Source organism: Roseburia faecis (genome assembly GCF_001406815.1).
GTDB lineage: Bacteria > Bacillota > Clostridia > Lachnospirales > Lachnospiraceae > Roseburia > Roseburia faecis.
On sequence record NZ_CVRR01000085.1, the window covers coordinates 1 to 392 of the forward strand.

Below are 392 nucleotides of genomic sequence, written 5' to 3' on the forward strand. Positions count from 1 at the left end.
ATTCCAGAATGAAGATAAAATGGCGTATCAAGTTCTGAATATTTTTCAAGAGCTTTCTGCTGTGCGGTTTCGTTTTCTCTTTGCTCATTCCGCATGACATCCTGTAAATGTTCTGCGCACTTTTCATAATAGGCTCCGTCAATGTCATTCGGGTCAATATCCATTAAATCAGCACCAATGCCTGTTAATGGATCAGCAAACGCTTCGGACAGACCCATCAGCAAGTGACGGAACGGGACGATTTTTTCAATATATACAGCCAGAGGAAAGCCCTCTTCCTCGACTGGCCCATATTCTCGAACGCAGCTTTGATAAGTTTCCAAAGCCGATTTGATCCTATCCGGGGTCACTTCACCAGCGGATGTTTTATATAAATCTTGTTTGTACTTGAT

Annotated in this window: 1 pseudogene; it reads right to left on the reverse strand. The window is 42.6% G+C overall.

Features of this window, described 5'->3' with window-relative positions:
- Positions 1-392: pseudogene (locus M72_RS15560) on the reverse strand (ABC transporter permease); the annotation flags it as partial.